The following is a 26,051-nucleotide window of genomic DNA, read 5'->3' on the forward strand; positions in this document are numbered from 1 at the left end:
TTTTTGTTAAAAAAATCATATCATCGAGCGAATATATTTTCAATAATTTTCTAAAAATATTCTATTTTTTTCATTTCTTTTTTGACTTCAGCGCAGCGGCTCGGACTTGGAAACAGCTTTCCTGCATTTAATAGATTTTTAGGATTAAATACTTCTCGTATATTCGTTTGTGCTTGAATTTCCTCTTCATTGAAAACAAATCGCATTTCTTCTTTTTTTTCAATGCCCACGCCATGTTCGCCGGTAATCGTTCCTCCTGATTCTGCACATACTTGCAAACATGCGCTTCCGGCGGCGAGTGCTTTTTCAGTTTCCCCGGACTTTCTAGCATCAAATAATACAAGCGGATGCAAGTTCCCGTCTCCGGCGTGAAAAATATTGGCAATGCGAAGGCCAGATTCTTCGCTAATTTTGTTAATTCGCTTCAGCACTTGAGGCAGTTTACTTCTTGGAATAACGCCGTCTTGTACGAGATAGTCAGGGGATATAGCTCCCATCGCTCCAAATCCTGTTTTACGATTTGCCCACCACCTCGCGCGTTCTTCTTCACTTTCAGCTACTTTCACTTCACGTACGTTTTGTTTTTTACATACGTGTAAAATACGAAGGATTTGCTCTTCGATACCGGCTGAAATGCCGTCTACTTCAATTAATAAAAGAGCTTCAATATCTCTAGGGTGTCCGACTGGAAACGCAGCAGCTTCCACTCCTTCAATGGCGGTTTTATCCATCATTTCAAGCGCAGCAGGTACAATGCCGGCTGATATAATGTCCGATACCGCTTGGCTGCCGTCTTCTATGCGGTCGAAATAGGCAAGAACCGTTTGTTTTGCTTCGGGGTTTTTCAAAATGCGTACCGTAATTTTTGTAACGATTCCTAACGTCCCTTCTGATCCTGTTAAAAGCCCTAATAAATCATATCCCGGTTCATCTGGAATACCTTGCTTGCCAAGCTTAATCACATCTCCATTTGGAAGCACCACCTCTAGCCCTAAAATATGGTTGGTAGTTACTCCATATTTAAGACAGTGTGCCCCTCCTGCGTTTTCCGCTACATTTCCACCAATGGTGCAGCAATATTGACTCGAAGGATCCGGTGCATAATAATATCCTTTTTCAGAGATTGAATTGGTTAATTTAAGATTAATAAATCCCGGCTCTACAACGGCACGCCTGTTTTCATAGTCGACGCTAAGAAGGCGCTTCATTTTCACTAAACTAATAACCACTTCGTTATTAAGAGGAATCGCTCCCCCGCTCAGTCCTGTCCCTGCTCCTCTTGCGAGAAAAGGCAAATCATGTTCATTGCAGTATTTAACAATGCTAGAAACTTCTTTCGTATTTTGAGGAAATAACACCGCTTTAGGCAAATGTCTATGAATGGTAAATCCATCGCAGTCGTACGCAAGCAAATCTTCTTTATGATGCAAAATAGAATGAGCATCTACTAGTTGAGAAAGATTTTTTACGTGAAGATCTTTTATTCTATTTTCCTTCAACACGATGTGCTTCCTCCTCTTCTTTTTGATAGGCCCACTCCAAAAGCTGTACCGTGTGAACAATTTGCTGACTTCGTCCATATTTTTTCACTCCTACTGCCATCTGCAGCATGCATCCCGGGTTTCCCATTGAAATCATTTCTACGTCATGAGGCACATGTTCCATTTTACTTTGAAGCACAGCTCCCGCCATATCAGGATTTGTTAAATTATAAATTCCTGCACTTCCACAGCATCGGTCTGCATTAGCCATATGAACCATTTCCACTCCCGGAATAGAAAGCAAAATATCTCTTGGTTCTTCTCTAACTCCTTGACCATGAGCTAAATGGCAAGCGTCGTGATACGTAATACGCTTATGCAGCTTTGTCTGCGGGGCTCGATATCCCGTATCGTGAAGGTATTTTGAAATATCCTGGACTTTTTCAGCAAAGACTTCAGCTTTTTCAAGCCACTCTTGCTCTTCTTCTCTAAATAGTTCAGGATACTCTTTCAACATGCAGCCGCATCCTGCAGCGTTTACAATAACAGTGTCCGCATGCTGAAACGCCTCTATATTTTTTTTTGCAAGCTGTCTTCCCATGTCTCGGTCTCCTGCATGAACGTGCAAAGCACCACAGCACGTTTGAGATGGAGGAATAACGACGTCGTTTCCATTTCTTCGTAATACATTAAGAGTCGCTTCATTAATATCACTGAACATGACGTCCATGATGCAGCCAGTTAAAAAAGCAACTTCTGCTTTTCTTTCGGCTTTTGCTTTTAGAACGCGTTTCTTTTTATATTTTTTTCGCACAGAACAGGTAATTTTAGGCATTACATCTTCCATTTCCGCTAGATGTCTCGGCATCATATTTAACATGCCTGTTGTGCGCATCATTTTTTGCATTCCGCTTTTTTGGTACAGCTTCAATAAGCTTCCTGCAGCTTCTAAGCGATGAGAGTGAGGAAAAAGTTCTTTTAGAAAAAACTTGCTGATCATGCCTTTCCATCCCGTCAAAGGCATTGCCTGGCGAATTTGGCCGCGAGCTTCTTCAATGAGTCCGCCAACGTCTACATTTGCAGGGCAAGCAGTTGTACAGGCCCGGCAATCCAAACAGGCAAACACAGGGTCTGTAAACTGCTCATTCACGCTTATTTTTCCTTCTGCTACCGATTTGATAAGATGCACGCGTCCTCTTGGTGAATGCTGTTCTTGCCCCGTTATTTCATAAGTAGGACAAGACTCCAAGCACATTCCGCAGTGTACACAATCCGCCCATTTTTTTTCGTCTGGCGCGTCTTTCCACAAATAATTGCTAACGCTTTGACATGGAGCATCTTTGATATCCGCTTTCGCTGAATTCACTTAGATTCCTCCTATAAATCGTTTATAGTTAAGCACGTTTTTAGCGTCCATCTTTGCTTTAATTCCTGCTAGTAACGGAAAATGAGAAGGTTCTTCTCCCCATACATTTACTTTTTGGCGCAGTATAAAAGGCAAATGGTTAACGACCACATATCCTCCGTACGTTTTGGCAGTTTCAGTAAATGAAGTAATAACGGAAAGAATGGCATCTTCTGAGCCTTTTATGTAGACCGAACAAAGACCATGTCCAGCTCCTCCATGTGCTTTTATCAGCATTGGACGGGACGTTTTTAATGCAGTACTTTTGTTTATTACATCGAGTACATTCATATTTGGTACGCCAATTTTTAGCGCGGCTTCCTTTTCCTCTTCGGAAGAACAACATGCACCATTTGGACTAATGTTACTAAAAAATCCCCAAAATACTTCGGCTTCTTTTTCATGCAGCACTTTTAAAATCGTATCAGGCGGCTGAATACTTTTGATGTAATTCTCTTGATAATGAACGGAACTTTCCACATCTTCAAAGCTGATTACAAGTGTAAACAGATGCTGCCCTATTACATCTTCAGCTAGAGAAGGGTTTAATAATTCCAAAGCAACGGGCTCTATCATGGAATCTAAGACTTTGCTAACAAACGCATGAATTTCTTCGATATTGCCTGTTGAAAAAGAAATAAAGACAATGCTTTGATACTTGGGCAGCGGACGCAGCTTTAACGTTATTTCCGATATAACGCCGAGTGTTCCCATTGAACCAATAAACAGCTTATTCATATCATAGCCAGCCACGTTCTTGACGACTTTTCCCCCTGAACGAACAATGGTTCCATCTGAATATACGACTCTCATACCGATTACTGCATCTCGAGCCGATCCATAAGACAAGCGCTTTGGACCACTTTCATTCGCTGCAATAACTCCGCCGATTGTAGCGTAGTCTCCTAGAGCTGGGTCAAGTGAAACTTGCTGATTGTGCGTTTTTAAATACGTTTGGAGCTCTCCAAACGGCGTACCAGCTTTTACAGTAACCGTCATATCACCTACTGTATGTTCAACAATTCCGCTGTATTCAGTCAGCGAAAGCAAAAGGTCTGCTGTATCTATAAGTCCCCCAAACCCTTTTTTTGTACCGTTCCCTTCAATGAAGACTTTTTTTCCGTGTTCCGTCGCATACTTTAAAACGGCTGCTATTTCTTGTTCTGAAGTTGGCTTAATATGCAGGGACCCGTTATTTCCAAGGAAGTGATTCATATGCTGTTCTTCAAGTGTGGAAGGATAAGATAAAATGGATTTTAAATGACTTGGAAGCTTCAACGTACTCAATAAATTGACTCCTCTCGTTTTGTAATAGCAAACAACGTTTCACTAATAACATAAAGAAGTGCCATATATAATACGACTAAAAGTAGTAGATTAATAAGAAGGATAATTAGTAGAATAGATGAAAAGATATATTTTAAGCGCTTACAATCATTAAATCACCTATTCTTGGGATTTTCAACCAGTATTTTCTTCTTATCACCAAAAAAATGTCCGTTCTTTTGAAAAAAAGTTTCTTTTAGTACTTGCCTATCCTAAAAGGATTAGAATATAATGTAAGCGAATTCATTTTTACATAAGTCATCAGATGACCTTATCATCGTAGTTTTAATGGTTTCGTTTTACTAAAGTTATCGTTCACTAATTTGAAAATGAGGTGTTAGTTATGACATGGACACAGCAGTTCACTCCTGTAGGAAACAGCGTCATTTGGTCTTCATTAATCGCTTTGATTCCTATTCTTTACTTCTTTTGGGCTCTGGCTATTAAACGAATGAAAGGTTATATGGCTGGAGTTACAACTTTACTGGTCGCACTTGCCGTTGCAATATTTGCTTATAAAATGCCGGCTAGCATGGCTTTTATGTCAGCCAGTCAAGGAGCCGTATACGGTATACTGCCGATTGGATGGATTATCATTACGTCCGTTTTTCTTTACAAACTAACCGTAAAAACCGGTCAGTTTGATATTATTCGTACCTCTGTCGTATCTATTACAGAAGATCGCAGACTTCAAGCTTTATTGGTTGCTTTTTCGTTTGGGGCTTTTCTTGAAGGGGCCGCTGGTTTCGGTGCACCTGTTGCTATCTCAGCAGCTCTGCTGGTAGGTTTAGGTTTTAATCCGCTGTATGCTGCTGGCTTATGTTTATTAGCAAACACAGCACCCGTTGCTTTTGGTGCAATCGGTATTCCTATCACGGCTATGGAAGGTCCTACTGGAGTAGCGGCAATGGAAATCTCTAAAATGGTAGGCCGCCAGCTTCCTTTTATTTCTGTATTTATTCCGCTGTATTTGGTTTTTGTAATGGCAGGATTTAAGAAAACAGTAGAAGTACTCCCTGCTATTCTAGTATCCGGCGTCTCTTTTGCCCTTACCCAGTTTGTCAGCTCTAACTTTTTAGGACCTGAACTTCCCGATATTTTATCGGCACTCGTTTCACTTTTTGCACTCGCTATTTTCTTAAAATTCTGGAAACCGAAAACAACGTTTCGCTTTCAATCTGAAAAAGCAGCACATGAAGTAGCTTCCGCTTCAGCTGAGCCAAGAGAAACTCAAGATCACCCCGCATTCACGGGGGCTCAAATTGCAAAGGCGTGGTCACCTTTTTTAATTTTAACGATCTTTATTTCTATATGGGGAATTCCTCAAATTAAAAACGCTTTGACAGGACATTATGAAGGAGCTAACGCTTTTTTGAGCGCTATCAATTCCATCGGACATTATTTAACGTTTATGCCAGAAGTACCTTGGTTAAATAATTTAATTTTAAATGGAAATGGAGAACCGATTGCGGCAGTGTATAAGTTAGAATTACTGGGCGCTGCCGGCACAGCTATCCTGTTGTCTGCTGTTGTCACAAAATTTATCGTCAACATCTCTTGGAAAGACTGGTTCATTACGTTTAACGAGACGTGCAAAGAATTAGCGTTGCCGCTGCTTACCATTATGTCTGTTGTGGCATTTGCTTACGTGACAAATGCGTCTGGAATGAGTACAACCTTAGGACTGCTGTTAGCTAAAACAGGCGCGTTATTTCCCTTTTTCTCTCCTGTACTCGGCTGGCTTGGTGTTTTTATTACAGGATCAGATACATCAGCCAACTTATTGTTCGGCAACTTGCAAAAAATCACGGCTACGTCTATTGGAATGGATCCGCTTCTTGCGCTTGCAGCAAACTCTTCTGGTGGAGTAACCGGTAAAATGATTTCACCGCAGTCCATCGCCGTTGCCTGTGCTGCGGTCGGGTTGGCTGGAAAAGAGTCTGATTTGCTTCGTTTCACGGTGAAGCACAGCTTATTTTTACTGCTGATTGTCTGCGTATTAACATTTTTACAATCTAATGTATTATCGTGGATGATTCCTTAATCAAAAAAAGCTTCCGTATCTAGAGGTACCCCTCTGAACGGAAGCTTTTTTTCTTTTAGTTAAGATCGATTAATGGCATATACAACAAATAAAACTATATCTAGCAAAATCATTACAACGCCGACAAGCAGCCAGATGTTTCCTTGAGTCTTTTTCTCACCTTCTTGCATTTCAAACGCTCGAATAGCAAATACAATTCCAAGGGTAAACACAAGAAAAAACAGCTGACGGTAATCGAAGAACGACAGTACAGCAAAAATTAAAGTGAAAAACACCATAATCATTTCTAAAATCAGATAAGGCTGCTTTTGACATGCTAATAATAGTTTCATTTCTTGACCTACTTTCATCCCGTTTTTAATAGCGTTATTTTACTATTAATTTTAAATGAGATGTTAGTGTTTGGAGCACTGTTCACTGTTTTGTAACAAAAAAGCGTACGTTAGTTAAACGCACGCTTCTTTTTTATTCATTTACATTTGGATTCATTGGATTATCCATCCCTGTTTTATCTTGAATTTTTTTATAGATAAAATACGTGTAGACGGCAATTAAAATGGAGAATGCCCACGTAACAGCCTGACGGAATACAATCATGTTCCCGTACCCTTCTACTCCGTACTTTTGAATCAATACGTATTTTACAATTGCTAAAAATACATAGCGGCCTGCGAACAGTACTGTAAGCCAGTTCATCATTTTGAATAAATCAGGCTGGTGGAAGAGTTTTAGAGAGTCTTCTCGCTTATAGCCCATTAAGTAAGCCGTATCTACAAAAAAGTACAAACCAATTGGCTTTTTTATCACAATGGTAAAAAGGACAACTACAGCCAGTCCAATCATAAAGTATACTTGATTGTTTAACATCGTTGCTGCGTTCCCTGAAATTAAATCAATAATGGTACGTGCCAGCAGCGTAATGACAATAAACAATCCTGTTACGTTAAACTGGCGATCTTTAATAAATGTATAAATGGTATACACAAATGCTGGTGCTGTTGAAAGCAAAATGGCATAGTAATCACCAATAATGTCTTTTCCTTGGTTCCATATTAGGTAAGGAATAGCGATATAAAAAAGTAAATCAAACCATACTCGTTTTGTACTGTTCATATATAACTCCTTTAAAAACGTTGTTCCTGCTATTATATGGGATACTACGCAAGAAAAAAAGGCTTTTACCTGGAATGTTATGAAATTTTAATTATTTGATGTTTAGATCCAGAGCGACAGGGAAAACGATTTCTAGAAAGACTTCAAGAATCATAAACATCCAAACACTTGAGCAGCAATACATGTGCCACAAGTGAAAAATGCTGAAAGGATTGATTCATTATCGCACTTCACCTAACGTACACGTCAGAAATGGAAAAGGCCATGCAGCTTTCTCACGGCGTGGGGTATGCTGAATATAGCCGTAAACTAGACAAACGTCTACAGGTGGAAAAAGAACGAGAAAAAGATTATCAGGCTAGCAAAGATATACTGCGTGATATTAACCAGCATCGATAATAAAAAGCCGCTCGCTACTTTTGGTAGCAAGCGGCTTTTTATTTACAAATGAACCAAAATTATACATAATAAGGAAGTGCGTGTACCAAAGAAAGGAACTTGCTTATTATGATGGAAAAATTACTGATTATTTGTGTGTTTGTAGGCATTATCCATATGATTGAAACACTAGCCTACTCTGTGAGACTTGCGGGCTTAAAAACTGGAAAACTAGTCGTGGCTTTATCTCTTTTTAATATTATTGTCATTGTGTCAAGAACAGCTAATATGGTGCAAGCTCCGCTGACCGGCAAATTAGGAGATGCGGTCCAGTCTAAAGAAGATTTGCCCGTTCTGCTTCATCAGCTTCAAACTATCTTGCTCGCGGCTTCTATTGGTACAATCGCAGGTGCTCTTTTAATTCCTAGCTTTGTATCAATTTTCTCCCGAATGATTTCACATTTAGAAGTAGCGGGATCTGTACCCAAAATGATGAAAAACATTACTTCCATACATACGCTGGAAAAAGCAAAAAAACACGTGAAGCGTCCTAGGTGGATTATGCTGTCTCAGCTGCGAATAGGCGGAGTGCCCAAGCGGTTGCTTCTTTTAAATTTAATGGCTACGACCATTTATACAGTAGGTGTTCTTTCCACTCTTTATGCTTCTACGCTCGAGCCTACTCTTTCTAAATCAATTTTGATGTCTTCTGGTCTTATTAACGGACTAGCGATGATTACCCTTGCTGTGTTTGTAGATCCGCAAGTAGCCATTTTAACTGAAAAGGTAATGAAAGGTGAATCCACTAAGCAATCTATGAATAAAATGGTTGGTACACTCGTCATCTCTCGTTTGTGCGGGACAGTATGTGCCCAAATTCTCTTAGTACCTGCTGCTCTTTATATTGCATGGATTTGCAAATTAATCCCTTAGAAAAAAGACTTCGTTAAAGAAGTCTTTTTATACATATTCCACTTTTTTGTATCTATGAACAGCAGCGATTAAAAGAAAAAAACTGCTCATTAACGTAACAACTACGGTATAGGTGACACTTTGTGACCAGTGCAATTGTTCAAGCAGACGAGCGGCGTATTGTGCCAGCGCTGCAGGACTCCACTTTAATTGATTCGTAAACAAAGTACTCAAAAATGAAAGTAACGCAATGATCAAAATGCTTACTCCAGCAATTCCTCCGCTTTGTAAAAGAAATGTTCCGGCTGTCACTAAAACGGACAGAATAAAAATTAGCCACAGGCTGTATAAAAGAAAGCTAACTATCATATGAGTCCAATCCACATGTGAAAATAAAAGATTTGTATAATACCACGCTGCTATATAGCTTATAAACATTGAGCCAATAACCAGTACGATTTGCGCAGCCCATTTACTCATAATGTATTGAATGACGCTCACCGGTCTCATCATAACAAGTACAGCCGCATGATTTTGTCGTTCATTTGAAATCATATTCATGCTTGCTAGTACAATCAGTAAAGTTCCTATTGTGCTATATTGTGAAAGGACACCTTGCATTACTTCTTGACCGGTGGGCGTAGGAAGTTGAATAATTGCTCCTTTTGGTAAATTCCCTGCCATGTTAATGATTTGTGGCATATAATAATTCATTAAAGGCTGTGTGATGCCTAGTAAAATTAGAGAGATTGGCAGCCATATTCCTTTGCCGTTCGCAAATAATTCATGCAGTTCCTTTTTAAATAAGACTCCAAATATGTTCATTTGTTCATCACCTCTAGATACACATCTTCGAGAGAATGCTGTTTTCGTTCAAATAAAACAAGGTTTGCTTGTTGATCAACAAGCAGTTGAAGCAGTTGCTGCTGCTGAGATGTATCTTTTACACTTACAGTGGCTTTATAAGGAGAATGAAACAGCACCTGTTCACTTGGCAGACTGCTAAGTGATCCAGGGAGCCTTTCTTCTGTTTCAATCATAAAAGCAGGAGCCGTAAACTCTTGGCGCAGCGAACTCTTTGTTCCATTCCATTTCATACGTCCGTTTTTAATCATAATAATGTTATCGCATATTTGTTCTGCATCATGCAAAATGTGAGTTGAAAAAAGGATGGTCGTATCTTTTTTTAATGTTTCGATAATCATTAGGACATCTTTTCTGCCTTCAGGATCCAAAGCCGAAACCGGTTCATCTAGAATTAGCAGTTCAGGTTTATGTAACAAGGCTTGCGCCAAGCCTAAACGTTGTTTCATTCCTCCAGAAAAGCCAGCAATTTTCTGCTTTTCCTTTCCTTTTAAACCTACAGTTTCAAGTACTTCATCTATTCGGTGGGAAAGCACAGTTTTTGAAATGTTAGATAAAAGACCTAAAAAAGTTAAATACTGCTGAGGCGTCATCCAATTAAAAAACGTAGGATGCTGTGGCAGAAAGCCAATAAATGATCGTACGTCTTGATGCTGTTTATCTTCAAAAGAAATTTTCCCTTTATTAGGTGCAGTAAGACCTGCAATCATATGCAAAGTAGTCGTCTTACCTGCACCATTAGGGCCTAACAACGCTGCACATTTTCCTTTGTCGAGATTAAATGAAAGGTTATTCACAACAGTTATATTACGATACGCTTTTGTCAATCTTTCTACTTGCATAAACATCTTAGCTCCACCTCACTGTTTTTTACGTCCTAAAACAAAATATAAAACCGGGCCAACTGTACTTACACATAAAATGATGAGTCCCCATAACCATTTTGGCCCGTTTGTCTCTTCTTGCTTTATGCAGCTTATCAATGCTGGAATCATTAAAAGCAATTGTAAGAATAGAATTGGAGCAATTAACAACCAGTTAATGTCCTTCATTTACATCCCCCTTTTTCTTCGTGCTGGCAGCCAAATAATAAAAAACCAATAAAACAGCGTTGGCATTGGAATTTGAATCAGTCCCCATATTCCCCAAAACCATGGATGAGCGCCGCGTTTTTTTGCATTGATAAAAAGTAGAAAGCTTTGAAGAAGGAGAAATGGTGAAATAAACAGCACAAGAATCCATTTTTCATTCATTATAAAAACATCTCCTTTTTTCGTTTATAGTGAAAAACGATAAAAGAAATAGGAGCAACAATGATCCCAATCACTTCAATGGCGATAAATAAGGCAGGTATTTGTAAAATAGCAGTTGCCATTACCGTTAAAATAACAAGTGCTGTTAATGTAAATAAGCATAACTCTTTCCGGAAAGCTTTTTTCTGCTTTTGTTTTTGGATGAGAAGCTGTTCTTGAATGACATGAAGAGAAATACGTTCATGACTTGCTAAACTCTCTAGCTGCTCCCAATCTTTTTCTAAAGAATGTAAGGACTGATTGTCATTTTCTTCTCTCATTCTTTCCACTCCTTTCTCAGTATGTTTACTCCTTTATTTACTCTTGATTTGACCGTTCCTGCTCGCATATTCAGCATATGGGCAATCTCATCGTATGTATATCCGTAATAATGTCGAAGCAAGACAGGAATTCGAAAGCGCGAATCGAGTTCATTAAAATCGGAAAACATCTCGCTCCACTCCACTCCTTTGTATTTAGCTTTCCATTGAAGCTGGTGCGATAAAGACTGCTTTATTCGCTGGAGGCTGCTTTTTTCACGTTTTTGCTTACGCAAATAATCCATGTACAGTCTTGAAGCAATGGATATCATCCAAGTCGAAAACTTTGCTTCATTTTTGTATGAAGAAAGATTCACGTAACACTTCATCATTGCTTCCTGACACAATTCACTGCATAAGTCCTCATCTAATGTCAGCTTTAAAAGGTATTTATATAAAAATGAATGATAGCGCTGAAATAATAATGAAAAGGCATCATCATCACCTTGTAATGCTTTTTGGACAAGGATGAAATCATCTTGTTCCAAAGCGGTCACCCCTCCTTTTTGTTTCATCACCTATATGACGCTTGAGCGATTGAAATCGTTCATTTTTTATATAAAAAAAACGCCCCGCAGGACGTTTTTATTTAGTACGAAGCATTTTTAATCCTTCTTCATCTTCTTCTAATGAATAGACTTCATCGTTTTTAGCAAATAAAACACCGTGGAAGATTTGAAGATCATCATCACAGGCCTCGCAAAATTCCTTTTCGCCTTCGTTCCAAAAGCTAAAGAGCGCTAGTTCATCACTTCGCACGCTTGCGTATTTTTGATGAAATTCATAAATCATCATCGCGTAGTAGCGAAGCGCTTCTTCTTTTTTTTCAAATTCAATGGTTTCAATAATATCTTTTTCCCAGCCTTCTAAAAACAGCCAAGGTTCACAATCACTTTTTATTTTATGAACTCTCCATTTATCTGTCATGATAGAACATCTCCTTACTTACAGCTTACTTCTAAAATTTCTCTTTTCCTTATTATTCAGCAAAAATAACTTTGAATCAAGTAAAACGGAAAAAAACGCCTATTTTCAGGAAATAGACGCTAACAATGTGGCTTAATCTGAACTTCTTTTTTATATTAATAATAGCTCCTTAAACTATAAGGAACTAAACTGCCCGTATAATACTGGGTAATGGGAGGAAAAACGCCTGCTGAAGGCGTGATTTTCCCCCACCAAGAAGGTTTTTTGCCTCACCAGTTGTCCATCGCTCCATCAGGTGAAACGACAAATCCAATTGGACGTGCAAACGAAGGCATAAAATACGGATAGAACGAATACTGAAAAGGCGTGTAGAAAGAAGAGTAAAACATCTCTTTCCTTAGCCGTTTCCGAAGCCGCTTTGATCAGAACCATCGGGATCGAGCGTATTTGTATTAGAAAGTCCTGAATTTGTATTTACACAAATTCCTGTATTTGAAGACCCTGAACCTTGTGCAGTTTTACTGTTACTTTTTGGAGAAACATAGTACGTATCGCCAAACGTAACGACTCCTCCTGTAACATTTGGAATCACTACATGATTAATAACAATCGGCATTATCCTCACCCTTTTTATTTTCATCGTGATGTAATATATGAACAATTTATCAAAAGGGTTATACATTAATGGATATAAATAAAAAATCCCCCTGCAGAGCGGGGTATTTTTACGATTTTACCTCTTTTTTGGAATGACTTAATTCATCTCGCAGAATATCAAAATCTCGTTCTGCTACTTCTTCAATTTTAGTATACAATTCATTCTCTGTTAGAAGTCCTTTTTCTTCAAGTATTTCGACAAGAGCCTTAAACTTTATTCTAGATAAAAGCATTTCGTTTACCGTGCTCTCTGTTGGCTGTTCATTTTTCACTTGTTCTTTTGCTTTAACAGGTTCTTGCTGCAGCTTCACCCTGAAAACAATATTCGTATGATCTGTAATTTCAGGTGACTGATAAAATGTGCTATGCGAAATGTTTTTTAGTGTTAGCGTTTCTTTTGTCTCCATATTTGTTACTTCAAAATACGGATCCTCAAAAAATGCATCATATTTATCATAAGCTGCTTTGCCTACAACCGAAAAAGAAAAGTTTAGCCTTTTCAACTCTTCACCTGTATTCGCATCAGTAATCATTTTTTCTTCAAACATATCAACGTGAAAATTTACGTTATTAATCATTAGTTGTGTCAATTCAATCGCCTCCTTCTTTATTAATACGACACGGGGTGACAAGTTCCCTGTTTTTTTATATAAAAAAACATCTCCCAAAAATGGGGATGTTTTTCAAGGAGCTAGAAAAATGCTCTTTTTTTAGCTCTACAATTCTTCTTCTGCTTTGTCATATTTGCGTTCGTGCGCCGTATCTTCTTCGTTATCACGAATGGTTTTTTGGAGCACAAAAGCAGACATTGTTAAGTATAAAGTTCCAACGGCATAATAACCTTTTACCGGTAATGATGCATCTAAGGTATAAATTCCTATAAACATAGCTAATAGTGCTGTAATAAAAGCTGTCCATGCTAAAAATGTAAAAGCTGCTGTATTACGCTTTTTCATCGTATGACCTCCTCTTTTCCTTTTTCTGTTAAGCGTGGCTTTCATTTTACATTGTAAAATAATTGTTGCCATGGGTATTTATAGTCAGTTACCCTTTTAATCAGAACAAGAAACGGAAGAATTCGGGTCTTACTTCCCATTTTTATCATAAAGATTTTTTCGAAATGATTAGATATATGGAATTTCTCTTTAAAAGTATGTTCATTCGTTTTCATTAAGAAAAGCTCCAAGTAATTATTGCAATAAAAAAATCATCGCCGAGACGATGATTTTTTGTTTAGCCTTCAAAGTATTCTTTATAAAAGCCGCCGACTTGGCCAGTGTTATCAACAACAAAATAAAACTCTTCTGTGTCGTTTTTCACATCATATGTTTTTCCTGCTGTTAAGACATTTTCAACCACGAATTTTTTTGCATCTGTATGTATGCATTTTACTTGTTTAATTGTTGGACGATCGTTCCATTCTAAATGAATCATGTATGTACACTCCTTTGTTTTCATTCAAGATTCATTTTATCTTACTTGAAGTAAAAAAGAAACGGAGCGAATTTAAAAATTAAAAAATTCGCTCATGCACTTTTTTTTTGGCAACTGTTGCTTGTACAAACTGTGCCGTTTGTGCAACAATTGTGTCTTTATCAAAATCCATCGACGCAACATGGTAAGAGTTTCGAAGCATGTGCTGTCTTTTTTCTGCTGATTGAATATGGTTTAAGATATAAGCTGAATTCTCAGGCGGTACTACGTTATCAACTGTTGATGTTAGTACTAAAGCAGGGCACGTTACATAAGATAAGCGTTCTTTTGTTTCGTCCATTAAAGAAAGCAGCTCACGCATAGAGCGCACGGGTACTTTATCGTACGTAATTTCATGTACGTTTGGATCTTTAATATCAGGATGCTCTTCTTTTAAATAACGAGGAGTATGACGAGAGCGATAAGGCTCCATTGAAGGAATGGACGTCATAGCCGGATTGATTGCAATAACTCCGTCAAGGTCTAATCCTTGGCTTGCTGTATGAAAGGTAAGAGTGCCTCCCATGGACTGACCTAAGATAAATACATGACGGCATTCTTGCTTCAAACGCTGATACCCAGTTAAAAAGTCTTGCTTCCATTCCTGGTACGTTGTTTGTTCAATATCATAGTAGTGAGTACCGTGTCCCGTTAGTCGCAAACCGTACACAGTAAAACCTTTTTCAGCTAATTCTTTTCCGATATATTCCATACTTTGAGGAGTCCCCATAAATCCATGAGAAACAAGTATACCAATGTCGTTGCCTTTATAATAAAAAGATTCTGCGCCTTGAATTACGTCATAACGTTCCATTTTCTTCACCCTTTATCACAAATTTTCTGACTAAATGAACTATCTTTATAATACACCTATAATTCCTATAAGTCAACTGGGGTATTTGTTTTTTTTACGATTTAAAAAGAACGAAGCAAGAATTATCTCTTGCTTCGTTCTTTTTGGATATGTGGAAATACTAGCTCAGCAAACGTATATGCTTCTTCTAGATGCGGGTAGCCTGATAAAATAAATGTATCAATTCCTAGCTCTTTGTACTCTTTTAACCGATCCGCTACAATTTCAGGACTTCCAACAAGAGCAGTGCCAGCACCTTCTCGTGCCAAGCCAATTCCCGCCCATAGATTCGGAGCAATCTCCAGTGCACCTCTATCTTTTGTGCCGCTGTGCAAACTTGACTGTGTTTTTTGGGCAGTGGAGTCAAATGAGGCAAACTTATCTTGAAACGCTTTGATCGTATCATCATTAACATGTTTAATTAATTTATCTGCAGATTCCCACGCTTCGTCTTCCGATTCTCTTACAATAACGTGCAGGCGAATACCAAAGCGAATGTCCCTGCCTTCGTTTGCAGCTTTTTCTTTCATCTCATCAATTTTTGTTTTAATCACCGCAGGCGGTTCTCCCCATAACAAATATACATCTGCATGCTTTGCTCCTACGTCTTTTCCTGCTGGAGAAGACCCGCCAAAGTACAGCGGAGGATACGGTTTTTGGATAGGAGGCGATGGAATGTACGCGCCTGTTACATCAACATGCTCTCCTTTATAATCCACTTTTTTTCCTTCCATTACATCTCGCCAAATCGTTAAAAATTCATCTGTTAACTCATAGCGTTTATCGTGGCTTAAATAGTTACCGTACGTTGCTTGCTCCACGGGATCACCTCCCGTCACAATATTTAACATAAGTCGGCCGTTTGACATTTGATCAAATGTCGAAGCCATCCGTGCTGAAAGTGTTGGAGACATTACACCCGGGCGAAGTGCAATTAAAAACTTCAGTCGATTCGTAACGGAAGCAAGTGCCGATGCAATCACCCATGAATCTTCACAATTTGAACCAGTGGGCAACAAAGCGCCGTCATATCCTAGATAATCCAGTCCATATGCGATTTGCTTTAAGTAGTGAATGTCGCTTGTTCTACTTCCTTCGGTTGTGCCTAGATAATGTCCGTCGCCTGCTGTAGGGAAAAACCATAAGATGTTCATTTCTATTTCCTCCTAAATATTCTCGTATTCTATATAAAGCGTTTTCATATTGTTTATTTAATTTTTGTCCGCTAATTATAGAGATGCATTTTTATAGTAGCGTATGTAATACGACTCTTTTTAATTATTAAATTAGTAAAATCATAATACCTCTTTAACCTATATGTCAAGTATGAATTGAAATAAAAAAAACAAGAATTAAAAGTAATTCTTGTTTGCTTTATTTCCTCATACGTGAAGCCATCGCGTTAGCAAGGGTTGATTTTGTTGATATATTTTCAAACGATAAACCTAAATGAGAAGCGGTAATCGCAATTTCAGGACGTACCCCAGAGATAGTTGATTCTACACCTATTAATTTTAATGCATCAATCAGCTGGAAAATCTGATGAGCAACCATCGTATCAACAATAACTACTCCTGAAATATCAATATAAAGGTGATTCACTTGCTGTTCAGCGCAGCGAGTTAACGTATTTTCTAAAATTCGGCGAGCTCTTGCTGTGTCGATATCCCCAACAAGCGGAAGAATCGCAATATGATCGCTTAATGGAATAACTGGCGAGCTCAGCTCATTGATCAGCTCTTTGTGTGCTTCAAGCAACCTCTTTGAATGCTGATGGTGCTCTTCTATAAATTTATAAACGGTGATATCAAACACGCGTACAATCAATTCGTTCCATTCGTCTAGTTCTTCTTGCGTAATATCTTGCTCGTACTCTTCTACAAATTGATTTAAATACGTTAAATACTGTTTTCTAACTCGGAAAAATTCTCGAATAATATAATGAATAGGCGTTCTTACATGCTCTCCGTCTTCCGCAATCTTTAAAATCCACGTTTCAAATGAATCAAAAAATTCTTTTTCACTTTTTATAAATACATCGGCTATGTATAAATGGAATTCATTATTTTGATCTTTTAATACTGAAATGACTTCCGGATGAGTAGATGCATAAACTGATTCTGGGTCATTGTCTTCAATGCTTTCATACCATTCTTCCGTGAGTTGATCCGCATGTTTTAAAAAAAACATTCGAAGTGCTTCATTTTTATTCAAAACGATTCCCCTTTCCATACCAGCTACTACTATCATTATAATTCAACTTTTTCACCCTTACTAGTTTTATAAAAAGAGAAGAAAGAAAATTATTCTTTTAAATACGTGTAGTTTATGATTTTATGCTACATTGAAAATAGTTATAAAAACACAAAGGAGTTTTCAAATGATACGAACGTTAGCTCTTACGAACGATGACAAACTTGTGAAGCATATACAATTAGATCAGATTCACGATCCCTCTATTCAGTACTATTGGATTGACTTTAACTGCCCTTCTGAAGAAGAAGCGCTGCTGCTTCAATCATCCTTTCACTTTCATCCGTTAGCGATTGAAGATTGCTTTCATTTTCTGCAGCGCCCAAAACTCGATTATTATGAAGGATACAGTTTTTTTGTCCTTCATTCGTTAAATCGTCAAACGTTAGAAGCTGAAGAAGTTGACCTTTTTATCGGCGAAAATTATATGGTTACTTTTCATTTTCACCCGTCAGCTGCAATTGATAAAGTATGGGAAAAGCTGCTTCATACACCTTCGATTCAAGAAAAAGGGATAAGCTATCTTGCGTATTCTGTGATGGATAAAGTGGTAGATGAATATTTCCCCACTGTATATCAGATTGAAGATGAGCTGAATGATATAGAAAACAGAGATGCAAAAAAATCCATCTCTGTTTTAATGGAAGATGTATTCAAACTTCGAAGTGATTTGCTAAAAATCAGAAGAACCATTTTGCCTATGCGCGACTTATTGTACCGTGTTATAAATTCTGAACGCCTAGATGTTCATCCGGAACAAAAAAGGTATTTTAAAGATGTCTATGACCACTTATTAAAATTAGCCGATATGATTGAATCAAATCGGGAAATGACGTCTGATATGCGCGATAATTATCTTTCTCTTAATTCAAACCGGATGAATTCAATCATGATGACACTGACTGTTATTTCATCTATCTTTATTCCCCTTACCTTTATCGTTGGCGTATACGGAATGAATTTTGAAAATATGCCTGAGCTAAAGTGGCATTATGGCTATTTCTTTGTGCTTGGCTTCATGGGACTGATAACGCTGGGGTTAATTTTATGGTTCAAGCGAAAAGGCTGGTTTAATACTGATAAAGAGGAGAAAGATTGAGACATAAAGAAATCAATCCAATGTAAAGACGAATGTAAAGACGAACAAATTGGATAAGTAAGCTAGTGCTGTCAATTTCCGCACAAGACTTCGCTTTCCGGGAGCGGCCAATGAGCCCCCTCTTCGCTTAGACTCCTGCGGGATCTCACCTGTTCCGCTTTTCCCGCAGGAGTCTTTGCCTTGCCCTCCAATTAACAGCTATTACATACGGTAAATCTACGTTCACCATGCTCATTAAAAAATCCGAACGAGTTGAATTCTCCGTTAAGAATCTCGATTGATCGTTCGGATCTTCCTTCACCGAAAATACGTCTGTCCCAGCTTCTTTTCTATGGGAAGGTAACTAGTTATTTCCCGAAAATATTCATAAAATAACGTGCTTACGTTTCCTTTTTTGAAAAAGTTTCATAAGATAGTGAAAATAATGCTCAAAAAGGAGGCTGAAGTAGTGGATATTAAAGGCAAACACTTGCTAATGGATGCGTTCGAATGCGATGAAGGGATATTAAACGACCCCTCACTCTTAAGGAGAATTCTTGTTGAAGCTGCACTAGATGCAGAGATGGAAGTTTTGCACTGTTATTTTCACCAGTTTACGCCCCAAGGCATTACAGGCATTCTCGTATTAGCTACCTCTCACTTGTCTATTCATACGTGGCCGGAGGAAAACTACGCTTCATTAGATTTTTATACGTGCGGAGACAAAAAAATAATTGAAATTGGTTATGCGTTGCTGAAGCAATTAGCTTCAAAAAAAGCTGTTGTGTATTCGATTTCTCGCGGAATTCAATACGCCGAAACTCCAACAAAAAATCGTCAGCATGCTGAAAACACTCGTCTTCTCAATCGTGGAGATGACTCAGATCACGTTAGTCTAAAGCAACTCTTATCAGGCCAGCATGACATTTTGTTTCATCAAAAAAACCGTATTCAAGATATTCAGCTGATTAAAGCATCGGATATTCGAATGTATTTGGATGAACAGCTGCAATTTAGTTCATTGGATGAACATGCGTACCATGAAGCTCTTGTACACCCTATCTTTGCAGCTTCCTTACGTCCTCACCGCATTCTTATTCTAGGCGGTGGAGATGGTTTAGCTTTACGAGAAGTCCTTAAATATAAAGAAGTTAAAGAAATAGACCTTGTGGAAATAGATGCTGACGTTGTAAATGCTGCGATGAATGTAGAAGAATTAAAGAAGTTAAATCAACGCTCATTTGAAGATTCTCGTGTCACCGTTCATATTCAAGATGCTGTTGACTACCTCTCTTTGAATTCAGCGTGTTATGACATCATCATTATTGACTTTCCTGATCCTACTAACAAAAAAATAAGTGCTCTTTATACAAAAGAATTTTACGCACTTCTCCATCGTTCACTATCGCGCAGCGGCTTGGTCGTATGTCAGTCAAATTCTCCTAGAGACACACCTATCGTTTTTTGGAGCATTAATAAGACGATGAAAGCTTCTCAATTTTATACGTTGAGCTACCACACCATTATTCCTTCTTTTGGAGATTGGGGTTTTCACATCGGCTCGAAAACACCTTTGTCTGCCCCTATACTCTCTACTGATGTTTCATCTACTACGCTGCCGTCAGACTTTACTAAGTTAATGCGTTTTTCTCCCCATTCTCTTTCCAAAAAACAGTTTGCAGTTGTGAACTCTGCTGAGCACTTGGTTCTGCATAAAATATTTAAAAAAGAAGGCTTATATTTGTAAAAAAGGAAAGCTTGGCTTATACATTCCTTTTCTTTTGACATACTAAAACAGTCTCGTCACCACTGTGCAATAGAAAGGATTGTTATGAGAAAAATTTCGATTTTTGTTATCTTAGTGCTAACTGTTATTTTCCCTTCCCCCGCTTTTAGCCAAGTGAAAGTGCCTGTCTTGATTTACCATTCTATTGATGCCTACACAGGTCACGGGGAAAAAGAACTGTATGTGACGCCTGAAAATTTTGAGAAACAACTTCTTTATCTTAAAAAGCAAGGATATACGCCGCTAACATTTGAAAAATGGCAGGAACTAAAGCATGTGAAAAAACCTATATTTATTACATTTGACGATGGATATAAAAATAATCTTACTATCTTGCCCATTTTTCAAAGAGCAGCCAGCCCTCAATTTCATCCAGCGGCTACAATTTTTGTGATTTCAGATTTTATCGGCCGTCCCAACCGTTTGTCGCCAGCGGATTTAAAAAAATTTGTTGATTCAGGATTTTTTTCTATTCAGTCTCATACCGCTACTCATCCGGATTTAACTAAGACGAAACATTTATCCTACGAGCTAGCTGATTCAAAACGAAAAATTGAAGCCATTACGAGCCAGCCCGTTATTGCTCTTGCTTACCCTTACGGAAAGTTCAATAGCCGCGTAGTGGAAGAAACAAAAAAGAATTATACATTTGGCCTTTCAACGATTCCAAAATCTTTCACTGAGAGCGGACAAAAAAATGAAAACTATCTTATTCCCCGTCTTTACGTCACGTATTCTACAACGATTGAAGATTTTGCTAAGCTATTAAAAGAAAGCTAAAAACCCTTTTCTTTTAAGGAAAGGGTTTTTAGAATTTTGTTATTTCTAGTCCTCGCTCTTGCTGCCATTCAGCATAAAAAACTTCGCTGTATTTTTTAATTTTCTTGATTGCAAGCTGTTTTTTCAACCATTTTTCATCTACGTTTGCTTCTTTCAAATTACCAGGCACTACTTTTCCATCCATGATTAAAGCAATAGGTAAATTGGTTTGAGAATAAGGGATGTTTAAATCATTTTTCGTAGGAGGGCCGAATTCGTGTTTAGGAGCGACGCTCACCTCTCCATTTGTTTCTAAAATGACGTATTCTGCTTCATACAGTGAAAAATACCCTTGCTGTCTCATTAGATGCTGAAGCTGATTCAAGTCCAAGTTGTTTTTCTTAAGCTCTTTATAAAGGATTTTCCCTTTATAAATAATCATTGAAGGCTTTCCTTCAAGAATCCCTCTAAATCCTGTAAAGGTTTGAGATAGCTTTGTCACTGCGTAGATCAGAAGCCCCCAAATCAAAACGCTATAAAGAATTTCAGTTAACTCTACTCCTTTTTCAAGAGCTGCGTCCCCCACAATATTTCCCAGGACAAGCGTGGTAATAAAGTCAAACGGGGTGATTTGAGCAAACTGCGTCTTACCTAAAAGCTTTAGCATAATAAATAGCGCTAAAAATCCACATATCAGTTCAATCGCAATATCTTTATACATCGATACCCTCCTCTATAGCAAGCATGTTATAGTATCAGTTTGTATCATATGTGAGAGTGATAAACCTGACTTTTCATTTTTCTTTCCTTCTTTCTCCAGTTATAGAACTTTTGATTAAGCTTTTTTCTTACTTGCATAGGTTTCTAACGTTGCATATTGATTAAAAATGGATGCGGCTGCTTTTTTCCCTACATATCTAAGGTGCCATGGTTCGTATTTATAGCCGGTAACCTGTTCTTCACCTTCAGGGTATCGAATAATGAATCCGTATTGATACGCATTTTTTGAAAGCCAATGAGCCTCTGATGTAGCAGCGAAGCAGTCTGCGGCAGCACACATTCCGCTTCCTCCCGTGACATCGATTGCTAGTCCCGTTTCGTGTTCACTTGTTCCAGGGTAGGCGCTATAGGTGCGTGCTTGTTCTTCTCCGTCTCGCTTTGCGTAAAATGCAAAAAGCTCTTTTTGACGCTCGTGAGATCGATAACCGGATACACCAAGTAAGCTGATTCCCTCTTTTTCAGCATCTCGGAAAAGTTCTTCAAGCGCTTGTGCTGCAGGCTTTCTAAGCATTCGTTTTTCTGTTTTTTCATTGAAGATAAACGGAACGTCCGCATAGACTAAATCGGAAGGCTGATAGGATTTAGGAAGCTGATGCTTTTTATTAACTAAAGCTGTAACCGATTCTGGATTGGCTATTACCACTGTTTCGTCTACATTAGGTTTCGTTAAAGATGGAGAAGCTGATGAGCTTTCTAGTTTTTGAGCCTGTCCATTTTTTGTGAATTCTCTGACAGGCTTTGATGAAGAATTGCTTGTTCCGCACCCTGCTATCATCAGCGTAAAAGCTAAAGAACAAATAAATAAAAAGTATTTCATGATGTCTTACTCCTTTCAAACAGCTTTTGATGCGCTACAAAAGCCTATACAGAAAGGATAAAATATAAATGTTTCTGTCTGTTATTCAGTTGTTTCAAACTTGTAAACACTCTTAAAAAAATTCAAGGTGTTAAAAAATAGAAATAGACTGCCTAAGCAGTCTATTTCAAAAAGATAATATACGTATGAACTTGATTTTGCGTAAAGCTCGATGCAACTAGTTTATTTCCTGATTGACTCCAAGCAAGCTGATCAGCGGCATAGTCTAAATTTACGTTTAGGTGTGTAACATCTCCTGTTAATCCATCTGCTATGAATATCCCTTTATCTCTCTCTTTTTCAGAAATAAAGTTATAGGCTAATTTCGAACCGTCGGGAGACCAGCTTACGCCAAAAATTTGAGTGGACAGAGCAAGCTGAAAGGCCTCTGATCCTTTTAAATCTGTGATAGACAACGTTCTCGTTTGGGCATCTTTTTGCTGAACGAGTGCTAATTGTTTTCCGTTTGGAGACGGGATAATAGAAATCACATTATCTCGGATTTTTTCAGGGTTCGTCTGTTCGTTATGAAGAAAAAAAAGCTGGTTGTTTACACCAATATAATAAATGCCACCTATTCCTTTAACTGCATCTAAGATTCGATCGTCTCTGTTCAACAGAGGTTCTGCTTCTCCTTTTACATTTGCTTTAGAAAGCTTTCCTTCCATTGTAATAAACATTACTTCTGAATTATTAAGCCACTCTCCGCTTGATGGATAGAGAAGAACATTCTTTATTTTAACCGTTTTTTTTGTTTGAAGGTTCATTATATAACCAAATGTATCTTCGCCTTTTGCTACTTTATAAAAAAGATATTCACCATTCGGAGAAAGCTTCGCCGCATGTTGAATTTCATTGCTTGGATGCAACACAAAAGTAGACTTATTTTTTAGATTATAAGTAGCTAGATTCTGTGCATATACCTCTTTGGAACCGAAATCGTGCGAACGAAATTGTTTATTTTCTTTACTAACAATCATTGTGTTTTCATTTAAAAATTGAAACGCCCTTATGCCGTTAATATCCTGAACATCTTTCACTTCTATTTTTCCATCTTTATCTACTTGGTCCAATACAGTAATTTTCTTGTCGGGTTTTTCAACGGTTTCTCTATAGCTTTCTTTTTGTCCGCATGATGTTAAAATAAGAAAAGTGCTTGCTATACATATCATTAATCTATACCGTTTCAATAACGGTTCACTCCCTTTAGCTAACTCATTTCTCTGTTTTCAAAGGAAACGACACTTTGAAAATCGTCCATTTAGAGTCAGAATGATGCAGCCTGATAACGCCTTTTTGTTTTTCAGTTAAATCTTTGGCTAATGCTAAGCCAAGGCCTGTACCTCCGGATAAACGCGACCGATCTTTATTTACGGTGAAAAATGGTTGAAATAATTTCTCTTCTGCTTCGGGTGGAATCCCTATTCCGGTGTTAGCTACATCTACAATAATAGAATTCTCTAAAGTATAAGACGTTACTTCCACTTTTCCGCCTGGTTCATTATATTTAATAGCATTGTCAATTAAATTGATAAAAATGTGTATTAAGCTTTCACGATCAGCCCAAACAACTGCTTCTTTTATATTTGTATGAAGAGTCAAATCAAATTTAGCTGCTTTTCCTTTCATACGATCGCATATGTCTTCTAGAAGCCGCTTCAATTCAACTTGCTCTGGCCGCTGCTCGAAATCATATTTCTCAAGCGCTGAAAGTTTTAAGATTTTATCTACCATTTCATGAAGGCGATTCGTTTCTTTACGAATATTTTGCACGCCGTCTTCCATAAGCTGAGGATCATCTCGATACATATCAAGTAAGTCAACATAAGCTTTGATCGATGTTAAAGGCGTCTTAAATTCGTGGCTGATGTTACCGATAAACTGCTTTTGCTGCTGTTCAAGAGACTGCAGTTTCGAAATAGCAAACTCAAGCTTTCTTTTTTCTTCATTCATTTGATCGATATTTTTTTCAATCGACGTACTCATAAAAAACAAGCCTTGACTGAGCTCCCCGAGTTCATCGCGCCGTTTGAACGGCAGGTCGGTTAAATAACGACCTTTTCGAATCTGCTGTGAAGTTTTTTGAAGGCTAGCAATAAGCGAAGCAATACGGTAAAAATAAGCGTAGCCAATTAAAAAAGCTGCTGCTGCTGCAATCGTTCCCCAAGTACGAAATAAGTGCCTAATATCAGCTATAAACTGCTGATTATTTTTTAGGGAATGGTCAAAACGAATGGCTCCAATCAATTGATTATCGATTGACACAGGTGCGAAGTAAATAAGGGAAGAACCCGAGATTTGATAGGCTATTTTTCCTTTCAAAGCATAGCTAAGCGTATCAGAAACATCCACATCTTTTTGGCCGATGGGAATAGAGCTTCCTGCTTCCTGTCCTTTTTGATTATATAGGACTGTTTGCATTCCGCTTTGTGATGCAATCGAAGATGCAAGGCGCTGTCCTTTTTGCTGAAGAAAAGAATCTGTATTCAGAGACGGGTCACCGGTTACATAACTTTGATGAATCGTCTGCTCGGCTGCTTTGCTTTTTTGAATAAGTTCACTTTCTAGCTGATCACGCTGATTTGTCTCAATTCCTTTTAACACAAGTACGCTCAGTACGGTTACTGTTAAAATAATTAAAAAAGCAAGAACGAGTCCCATCTTAGCTTTTAGGCTGATTTTCATTCATTGATCCCTGCTGTCGCTTTATATCCAACCCCATATACCGTTTGAAGCAAATAAGGCTCTGCTTCTCCTACTTTTTTTCGAAGGCGCTGCATGTGAATGTCTACCGTACGTGTACCGCCTGCATAATCCATTCCCCAGACAAGATCTAGTAAATCTTCTCGTGTGTACACTCTCTCTAAATTGGCAAGTAATAAAGCAATAAGATCAAACTCCTTTGGTGTAAGCTTAACTAACTCATTGGCAACATGTAACGTGCGCTGAATTAAGTTCACCTTCACTTTTCCCACCGTGATTTCTCCCACAGCTTCAGGAGCTTCATTTTTTTTCATTCGCCGAACAAGTGCTTTAGCTCTAGCTACAAGTTCTCTTACGTCAAAAGGCTTGGTCATGTAATCATCTGCGCCTAACTCTAAGCCTAGAACTTTATCGACGATATCATTTTTAACTGTTAACAAGATAATCCCCATTCCTCTTCGATTCTCAAGTTTTCGGCATACTTCATAGCCGGTTAATTTCGGCATCATCACATCCAATATCATCACGTCAGGTTGAAAGCTTTTTACTTTTTCAAGTGCTTCTTCACCGTCAGATGCTGTTTCTACAATATATCCTTCGCGCTTGAAAGCATAGGATACCGCTGTAGCAATACTTTTTTCATCATCAACTACTAAAATCTTTTTATTCAATGTATCACGTACTTTCATTTGATATTTCTATTCGTCTATCTTATCAAACAGCTTTCCCAAAAACATCTCCAAGTTGTTTCGAGATTGTAAACAAAAATAAAAACACCATATAAGATGGCG

Annotated in this window: 31 protein-coding genes; 7 read left to right on the plus strand and 24 right to left on the minus strand. The window is 38.1% G+C overall.

Annotated features, from left to right (window positions below; genetic code table 11):
• Positions 1-50: 50 nt before the first annotated feature.
• The 3 genes from POF52_RS22230 to POF52_RS22240 are packed head-to-tail and all read right to left on the minus strand — an operon-like array spanning position 51 to position 4,173.
• Positions 51-1,502: an FAD-linked oxidase C-terminal domain-containing protein gene (locus POF52_RS22230; protein ID WP_271994973.1), complete on the minus strand. Its 1,452-nt coding sequence runs from the start codon at positions 1,500-1,502 to the stop codon at positions 51-53.
• Positions 1,486-2,847, minus strand: a complete 1,362-nt coding sequence (locus POF52_RS22235) for a (Fe-S)-binding protein (protein WP_271994975.1) — start codon at positions 2,845-2,847, stop codon at positions 1,486-1,488. Before POF52_RS22235 ends, POF52_RS22230 begins: the two co-directional genes overlap by 17 nt.
• Positions 2,848-4,173 (minus strand): FAD-binding oxidoreductase, encoded by a 1,326-nt coding sequence (locus POF52_RS22240; protein ID WP_271994977.1) that lies wholly within the window; start codon positions 4,171-4,173, stop codon positions 2,848-2,850.
• Positions 4,174-4,555: 382 nt separating this feature from the next.
• Here POF52_RS22240 and POF52_RS22245 point away from each other — a divergent pair, with 382 nt between their 5' ends.
• Positions 4,556-6,256 carry an L-lactate permease gene (locus tag POF52_RS22245; protein WP_271994980.1) on the plus strand — a complete coding sequence of 567 codons (1,701 nt, stop codon included), beginning with the start codon at positions 4,556-4,558 and terminating at the stop codon, positions 6,254-6,256.
• A gap of 59 nt (positions 6,257-6,315) precedes the next feature.
• Here the strand turns inward: POF52_RS22245 and POF52_RS22250 are convergent, their stop codons facing one another.
• Together POF52_RS22250 and POF52_RS22255 are read right to left on the minus strand one after the other, a co-directional pair.
• Positions 6,316-6,588 (minus strand): hypothetical protein, encoded by a 273-nt coding sequence (locus POF52_RS22250; RefSeq protein WP_271994982.1) that lies wholly within the window; start codon positions 6,586-6,588, stop codon positions 6,316-6,318.
• A gap of 133 nt (positions 6,589-6,721) precedes the next feature.
• Positions 6,722-7,369, minus strand: a complete 648-nt coding sequence (locus POF52_RS22255; RefSeq protein ID WP_271994985.1) for a VC0807 family protein — start codon at positions 7,367-7,369, stop codon at positions 6,722-6,724.
• A 252-nt stretch (positions 7,370-7,621) separates the two neighbouring features.
• On the opposite strand from POF52_RS22255, the gene POF52_RS22260 reads away from it, so the two are divergent.
• The gene (locus POF52_RS22260; protein WP_014459567.1) at positions 7,622-7,768 is read left to right on the plus strand and encodes a hypothetical protein; all 147 of its coding nucleotides are present in this window, start codon (positions 7,622-7,624) and stop codon (positions 7,766-7,768) included.
• A gap of 108 nt (positions 7,769-7,876) precedes the next feature.
• Positions 7,877-8,680 carry a lipid II flippase Amj family protein gene (locus POF52_RS22265; RefSeq protein ID WP_016764609.1) on the plus strand — a complete coding sequence of 268 codons (804 nt, stop codon included), beginning with the start codon at positions 7,877-7,879 and terminating at the stop codon, positions 8,678-8,680.
• A gap of 27 nt (positions 8,681-8,707) precedes the next feature.
• On the opposite strand, the gene POF52_RS22270 is transcribed toward POF52_RS22265, so the two are convergent.
• The 7 genes from POF52_RS22270 to POF52_RS22300 form a co-directional block, all read right to left on the minus strand.
• A complete protein-coding gene (locus POF52_RS22270; protein WP_271994990.1) occupies positions 8,708-9,484 on the minus strand; it encodes an ABC transporter permease in 777 nt (258 codons plus the stop codon).
• On the minus strand, positions 9,481-10,371 hold the full coding sequence (locus POF52_RS22275) for an ABC transporter ATP-binding protein (protein WP_271994992.1): 891 nt from the start codon (positions 10,369-10,371) through the stop codon (positions 9,481-9,483). Before POF52_RS22275 ends, POF52_RS22270 begins: the two co-directional genes overlap by 4 nt.
• Before the next feature lie 12 nt (positions 10,372-10,383).
• Positions 10,384-10,575 (minus strand): PLD nuclease N-terminal domain-containing protein, encoded by a 192-nt coding sequence (locus POF52_RS22280; protein WP_013057569.1) that lies wholly within the window; start codon positions 10,573-10,575, stop codon positions 10,384-10,386.
• The gene (locus tag POF52_RS22285; protein ID WP_013057570.1) at positions 10,576-10,776 is read right to left on the minus strand and encodes a hypothetical protein; all 201 of its coding nucleotides are present in this window, start codon (positions 10,774-10,776) and stop codon (positions 10,576-10,578) included. It lies immediately after the preceding gene.
• A complete protein-coding gene (locus POF52_RS22290) occupies positions 10,776-11,096 on the minus strand; it encodes a YxlC family protein (protein WP_271994996.1) in 321 nt (106 codons plus the stop codon). The genes POF52_RS22285 and POF52_RS22290 overlap by 1 nt, the downstream gene beginning before the upstream one ends.
• Positions 11,093-11,623 (minus strand): RNA polymerase sigma factor SigY, encoded by a 531-nt coding sequence (gene sigY / locus POF52_RS22295; RefSeq protein ID WP_013057572.1) that lies wholly within the window; start codon positions 11,621-11,623, stop codon positions 11,093-11,095. Before sigY ends, POF52_RS22290 begins: the two co-directional genes overlap by 4 nt.
• Before the next feature lie 97 nt (positions 11,624-11,720).
• Positions 11,721-12,062: a DUF1033 family protein gene (locus POF52_RS22300; RefSeq protein WP_013057574.1), complete on the minus strand. Its 342-nt coding sequence runs from the start codon at positions 12,060-12,062 to the stop codon at positions 11,721-11,723.
• A gap of 210 nt (positions 12,063-12,272) precedes the next feature.
• On the opposite strand from POF52_RS22300, the gene POF52_RS22305 reads away from it, so the two are divergent.
• Complete coding sequence (locus POF52_RS22305; RefSeq protein ID WP_176547918.1) at positions 12,273-12,410, plus strand: hypothetical protein; 138 nt, start codon at positions 12,273-12,275, stop codon at positions 12,408-12,410.
• A gap of 49 nt (positions 12,411-12,459) precedes the next feature.
• On the opposite strand, the gene POF52_RS22310 is transcribed toward POF52_RS22305, so the two are convergent.
• From POF52_RS22310 to POF52_RS22340, 7 genes are all read right to left on the minus strand, one after another.
• Entirely contained in the window at positions 12,460-12,678 is a 219-nt protein-coding gene (locus POF52_RS22310) for a spore germination protein (RefSeq protein ID WP_271995001.1), read from the minus strand.
• A 109-nt stretch (positions 12,679-12,787) separates the two neighbouring features.
• The gene (locus POF52_RS22315; protein ID WP_013083688.1) at positions 12,788-13,309 is read right to left on the minus strand and encodes a hypothetical protein; all 522 of its coding nucleotides are present in this window, start codon (positions 13,307-13,309) and stop codon (positions 12,788-12,790) included.
• A gap of 126 nt (positions 13,310-13,435) precedes the next feature.
• Positions 13,436-13,675 carry a YiaA/YiaB family inner membrane protein gene (locus POF52_RS22320; protein WP_013057577.1) on the minus strand — a complete coding sequence of 80 codons (240 nt, stop codon included), beginning with the start codon at positions 13,673-13,675 and terminating at the stop codon, positions 13,436-13,438.
• 277 nt (positions 13,676-13,952) lie between these two features.
• Complete coding sequence (locus tag POF52_RS22325; protein WP_271995004.1) at positions 13,953-14,153, minus strand: DUF6501 family protein; 201 nt, start codon at positions 14,151-14,153, stop codon at positions 13,953-13,955.
• 79 nt (positions 14,154-14,232) lie between these two features.
• Positions 14,233-15,006, minus strand: coding sequence for an alpha/beta hydrolase (locus tag POF52_RS22330; protein WP_043981568.1), 774 nt, complete (start codon positions 15,004-15,006; stop codon positions 14,233-14,235).
• Between the two features lie 122 nt (positions 15,007-15,128).
• Positions 15,129-16,199: an FMNH2-dependent alkanesulfonate monooxygenase gene (ssuD, locus tag POF52_RS22335; protein WP_271995008.1), complete on the minus strand. Its 1,071-nt coding sequence runs from the start codon at positions 16,197-16,199 to the stop codon at positions 15,129-15,131.
• 220 nt (positions 16,200-16,419) lie between these two features.
• Positions 16,420-17,295, minus strand: a complete 876-nt coding sequence (locus POF52_RS22340) for an STAS domain-containing protein (protein ID WP_373685837.1) — start codon at positions 17,293-17,295, stop codon at positions 16,420-16,422.
• 130 nt (positions 17,296-17,425) lie between these two features.
• On the opposite strand from POF52_RS22340, the gene corA reads away from it, so the two are divergent.
• The 3 genes from corA (at position 17,426) to POF52_RS22355 (ending at position 20,942) form a co-directional block, all read left to right on the plus strand.
• Entirely contained in the window at positions 17,426-18,397 is a 972-nt protein-coding gene (corA, locus tag POF52_RS22345; RefSeq protein ID WP_271995010.1) for a magnesium/cobalt transporter CorA, read from the plus strand.
• Between the two features lie 448 nt (positions 18,398-18,845).
• A complete protein-coding gene (locus tag POF52_RS22350; RefSeq protein WP_034650992.1) occupies positions 18,846-20,123 on the plus strand; it encodes a polyamine aminopropyltransferase in 1,278 nt (425 codons plus the stop codon).
• A gap of 84 nt (positions 20,124-20,207) precedes the next feature.
• Positions 20,208-20,942, plus strand: a complete 735-nt coding sequence (locus POF52_RS22355; protein WP_271995013.1) for a polysaccharide deacetylase family protein — start codon at positions 20,208-20,210, stop codon at positions 20,940-20,942.
• 28 nt (positions 20,943-20,970) lie between these two features.
• Here the strand turns inward: POF52_RS22355 and POF52_RS22360 are convergent, their stop codons facing one another.
• From POF52_RS22360 to POF52_RS22380, 5 genes are all read right to left on the minus strand, one after another.
• On the minus strand, positions 20,971-21,642 hold the full coding sequence (locus POF52_RS22360; protein WP_013057585.1) for a DUF421 domain-containing protein: 672 nt from the start codon (positions 21,640-21,642) through the stop codon (positions 20,971-20,973).
• A 114-nt stretch (positions 21,643-21,756) separates the two neighbouring features.
• Positions 21,757-22,518 (minus strand): M15 family metallopeptidase, encoded by a 762-nt coding sequence (locus POF52_RS22365; RefSeq protein WP_271995016.1) that lies wholly within the window; start codon positions 22,516-22,518, stop codon positions 21,757-21,759.
• Between the two features lie 161 nt (positions 22,519-22,679).
• Positions 22,680-23,747 carry a TolB family protein gene (locus tag POF52_RS22370; RefSeq protein WP_271995018.1) on the minus strand — a complete coding sequence of 356 codons (1,068 nt, stop codon included), beginning with the start codon at positions 23,745-23,747 and terminating at the stop codon, positions 22,680-22,682.
• 25 nt (positions 23,748-23,772) lie between these two features.
• Positions 23,773-25,242, minus strand: coding sequence for a sensor histidine kinase (locus POF52_RS22375; RefSeq protein ID WP_271995020.1), 1,470 nt, complete (start codon positions 25,240-25,242; stop codon positions 23,773-23,775).
• The gene (locus tag POF52_RS22380; RefSeq protein WP_271995119.1) at positions 25,239-25,931 is read right to left on the minus strand and encodes a response regulator transcription factor; all 693 of its coding nucleotides are present in this window, start codon (positions 25,929-25,931) and stop codon (positions 25,239-25,241) included. Before POF52_RS22380 ends, POF52_RS22375 begins: the two co-directional genes overlap by 4 nt.
• Positions 25,932-26,051: the final 120 nt, after the last annotated feature.

This window comes from Priestia sp. AB (genome assembly GCF_028369225.1).
Lineage (GTDB): Bacteria > Bacillota > Bacilli > Bacillales > Bacillaceae_H > Priestia > Priestia megaterium.

Excerpts from the sequence above, each read along its gene's own strand:
- POF52_RS22310 (WP_271995001.1), bottom strand. The coding sequence starts at position 12,678 with ATGCCGATTGTTATTAATCATGTAGTGATTCCAAATGTTACAGGAGGA.
- POF52_RS22250 (WP_271994982.1), bottom strand. The coding sequence starts at position 6,588 with ATGAAACTATTATTAGCATGTCAAAAGCAGCCTTATCTGATTTTAGAA.
- POF52_RS22260 (WP_014459567.1), top strand. The coding sequence starts at position 7,622 with ATGGAAAAGGCCATGCAGCTTTCTCACGGCGTGGGGTATGCTGAATAT.
- POF52_RS22275 (WP_271994992.1), bottom strand. The coding sequence starts at position 10,371 with ATGTTTATGCAAGTAGAAAGATTGACAAAAGCGTATCGTAATATAACT.
- POF52_RS22290 (WP_271994996.1), bottom strand. The coding sequence starts at position 11,096 with ATGAGAGAAGAAAATGACAATCAGTCCTTACATTCTTTAGAAAAAGAT.
- POF52_RS22300 (WP_013057574.1), bottom strand. The coding sequence starts at position 12,062 with ATGACAGATAAATGGAGAGTTCATAAAATAAAAAGTGATTGTGAACCT.
- ssuD (WP_271995008.1), bottom strand. The coding sequence starts at position 16,199 with ATGAACATCTTATGGTTTTTCCCTACAGCAGGCGACGGACATTATCTA.
- POF52_RS22330 (WP_043981568.1), bottom strand. The coding sequence starts at position 15,006 with ATGGAACGTTATGACGTAATTCAAGGCGCAGAATCTTTTTATTATAAA.
- POF52_RS22270 (WP_271994990.1), bottom strand. The coding sequence starts at position 9,484 with ATGAACATATTTGGAGTCTTATTTAAAAAGGAACTGCATGAATTATTT.
- POF52_RS22325 (WP_271995004.1), bottom strand. The coding sequence starts at position 14,153 with ATGATTCATTTAGAATGGAACGATCGTCCAACAATTAAACAAGTAAAA.
- POF52_RS22285 (WP_013057570.1), bottom strand. The coding sequence starts at position 10,776 with ATGAATGAAAAATGGATTCTTGTGCTGTTTATTTCACCATTTCTCCTT.
- POF52_RS22280 (WP_013057569.1), bottom strand. The coding sequence starts at position 10,575 with ATGAAGGACATTAACTGGTTGTTAATTGCTCCAATTCTATTCTTACAA.
- POF52_RS22305 (WP_176547918.1), top strand. The coding sequence starts at position 12,273 with ATGGGAGGAAAAACGCCTGCTGAAGGCGTGATTTTCCCCCACCAAGAA.
- POF52_RS22340 (WP_373685837.1), bottom strand. The coding sequence starts at position 17,295 with ATGATAGTAGTAGCTGGTATGGAAAGGGGAATCGTTTTGAATAAAAAT.
- POF52_RS22355 (WP_271995013.1), top strand. The coding sequence starts at position 20,208 with ATGAGAAAAATTTCGATTTTTGTTATCTTAGTGCTAACTGTTATTTTC.
- corA (WP_271995010.1), top strand. The coding sequence starts at position 17,426 with ATGATACGAACGTTAGCTCTTACGAACGATGACAAACTTGTGAAGCAT.
- POF52_RS22255 (WP_271994985.1), bottom strand. The coding sequence starts at position 7,369 with ATGAACAGTACAAAACGAGTATGGTTTGATTTACTTTTTTATATCGCT.
- POF52_RS22245 (WP_271994980.1), top strand. The coding sequence starts at position 4,556 with ATGACATGGACACAGCAGTTCACTCCTGTAGGAAACAGCGTCATTTGG.
- POF52_RS22360 (WP_013057585.1), bottom strand. The coding sequence starts at position 21,642 with ATGTATAAAGATATTGCGATTGAACTGATATGTGGATTTTTAGCGCTA.
- POF52_RS22320 (WP_013057577.1), bottom strand. The coding sequence starts at position 13,675 with ATGAAAAAGCGTAATACAGCAGCTTTTACATTTTTAGCATGGACAGCT.
- POF52_RS22265 (WP_016764609.1), top strand. The coding sequence starts at position 7,877 with ATGATGGAAAAATTACTGATTATTTGTGTGTTTGTAGGCATTATCCAT.
- POF52_RS22375 (WP_271995020.1), bottom strand. The coding sequence starts at position 25,242 with ATGAAAATCAGCCTAAAAGCTAAGATGGGACTCGTTCTTGCTTTTTTA.
- POF52_RS22365 (WP_271995016.1), bottom strand. The coding sequence starts at position 22,518 with ATGAAATACTTTTTATTTATTTGTTCTTTAGCTTTTACGCTGATGATA.